This window comes from Aminobacter sp. P4_H6_2, assembly GCF_056400805.1.
This window is the reverse complement of sequence record NZ_JBFUKO010000746.1, coordinates 1-2,417: the sequence shown is the minus strand read 5'-3', so window position 1 is coordinate 2,417 and position 2,417 is coordinate 1. Positions and strand designations below refer to the sequence as shown.

The 2,417-nt window shown below is 62.1% G+C and carries 2 protein-coding genes; both read right to left on the bottom strand.

What is annotated here, in order from left to right; all coding sequences use genetic code 11:
* Nucleotides 1-1,149: M24 family metallopeptidase (locus AC1DUU_RS29555; RefSeq protein ID WP_476786880.1), on the bottom strand; the 1,149-nt coding region annotated here is incomplete at its 3' end.
* Between the two features lie 36 nt (nucleotides 1,150-1,185).
* Entirely contained in the window at nucleotides 1,186-2,346 is a 1,161-nt protein-coding gene (locus AC1DUU_RS29550) for a mandelate racemase/muconate lactonizing enzyme family protein (RefSeq protein WP_476786879.1), read from the bottom strand.
* Nucleotides 2,347-2,417 lie beyond the last annotated feature (71 nt).

The following is a 2,417-nucleotide window of genomic DNA, read 5'->3' as shown; positions in this document are numbered from 1 at the left end:
ACCACTCCTGGCAGTGCCGCAGAGGATCAGCTTGTCGGTGTCGGCATAGTCGGACAAAAGTTCCGAACCGTTCGACGTGACCAGAAGCATGTCCTTGTTCTGCATGCCGTAGCCATAGCCGGTATCGTAGCAGAGCGGCTCGAAGCCGAGCACCATGTTCTCTTCCAGCTGCGCGTCGCTGCCCGGTTTGCCGAGCACTGGCGTCAGGCCGAGGTAGGGATCTTCGTGCAGGTGCAGGCCGATGCCGTGACCGACAAACGAGATCGGCGGCAAATTGAGCCTGGCGAGCTTGGCGATGAAGGCGTCGTAGATCTCGCGGCAGCTGGCGCCCGGCTTCACCTTCTCCATGATTTCGTATTTGCACTCGACCAGGTGCGCCCAGATCTTGTCGGCCATGGGCGGCGCCTCGCCGACGATTGCCGTGCGGCACACACCGGCCTGATAGCCGTTGATCACCGAGAAGATCTCGACACGGCAGACATCGCCGCGCTTCAGCACGCGCTCGGACGGCCCGACATTGGGCAGCACGCTGCGCTCGCCGGTGGCGACGATCAAAAGCTTGAAATGGTCGGCACCCAGCGAATAGACGTTGCGTGTCAGGTGCCCAGCGATATCCATTTCGGAGTCGCCGGCATCAACAACGGCCAGCGTGTCGGTGATCGCCTGGTCGGCGATGCGCGACAGCTTGCGCAGCAGGGCCACTTCTTCGGCCGTCTTGATCTGGCGCAGCCGCGCCAGGATCGGCTCGGCATGCTCGAAGCGCGCTCCCGGCATCGCCGCGATCAGGCGGGCGAAGTCTCCGGCCGGCAGATAGTCCATTTCGAGGCCGACGCGCGCCTTGGCAAGGCCTAGGCCCGACAGCTGGTCGGCAAGCACCAGCATCGGGTCGTCGGAGAACTCCGCCCAGATGCGCGTCGGCACGTTGGGCTTGTTCCGCTTGATGGTCGATGCCTCCATGTCCACGCCGAAGATCGCAGTGCGGCCGTCCCGGGTGACGATCGTCATCGCATGGCGGTGACGGATCAGCGGCTGCGACGGAACCACGAAGCCTGTGGTGTAGGCGAAGTTCTCAGGCGACGAGCAGATCATGGCATCAAGCCCATGCTCAGCCATTGCCTTGACCTGCTTTGCGACGATTTCTGCCCGCATTTCTTTAAGTTCTCCCCTGAAAGCCTGGTGTCACGCTCAATCGCGGACGCGGTATTTTTCGATCTTCCTCATGTCGACATCGATGCCCATTCCGGGTCCTGTCGGAACCGCTATCGCGCCATCGGAGAAGCGCATCGGCTCAACCAGCAGGTCGTCCGTGTAGTAGATGCCGCCGACCTGGCCGTGCTGCGCCTCCGCCGGCGTCGAGATCGGAATGACGCAGGACAGCGTCACCGCCGGCGAAGCAGCAGCGACCTGGACGTTGGCGAGATTGCCGATGCCGGTCTCAATCGAGCCGTTGACGTTGCAGATGATGCCGGCGGCGCGGCACACGGCGCCGACCTCCATCGCTTTGTAGAGGCCACCAGCCTTGGTGGTGTAGATCGACACGATCTGCACCTTGCCGGCGGCGATGATCTGGATGGCGTCATGGGCGTTCCAGGCCGATTCATCGGCCATGACAGGCGCATCGATGCGGCGCGCGACCTCAGTGATGCGCTCAATGCCCATCACCGGCTGCTCGACATATTTGAGCCGGTACTTTTCCATCTGGCGTATGGTCTGCACCGCCTCGCCTGGCGTCTTGTAGCCTTCGTTGGCGTCGACGCAGATTTCCATTGCCTCGCCGGCAGCTTCGCGGACCGCAGCCACCATCTTGACGTCGCGCACCGGGTCGACGCCGATCTTGACCTTGATGGTCTTGATACCTTCTTCGGCGAGCTTCGCGGCCTCGACCTTTGCCTCTTCGATCGAGATCAGGCCGATCGAATGCGTGATGCCAACCTTGTCGCGCGCCTTGCCGCCGAGCAGCGTATGGACAGGCACATCGAGCCAGCGTCCGGCAAGATCGTAGGCAGCGAATTCGACCGCCGCCTTGGAATAGGGATAGCCGCGGATGATGGCATCCATGCGAGCATGCAGTTCGGCTAAGTTGCCGAGTTCGACGCCAATGACGGCGGGCGCCAGATAGGTCTCGATGACGGCACGGGTTATCAGCGCGGACTCACCGAAATAGCGGCCGAACTCGCCACCCCAATCCTTGAGAGCCGGCGCTTCGCCCCAGCCGACACGGCCGTCGCTGTCGGTCATCTTGACCATGACATAGCGGCCAATGACCTCGGTCAGGCCGGCCCATTTGTGCTCGCGCCTCGTCGGCAGTTGGACAATCAGCGTTTCGATGGACTTGATCGTGGGCAACGTTTTGTACCTTCTTCATTGTCACCGGCGATGCGTCGCGTTACATTTGCGATCATCTAGTGTGATCACAC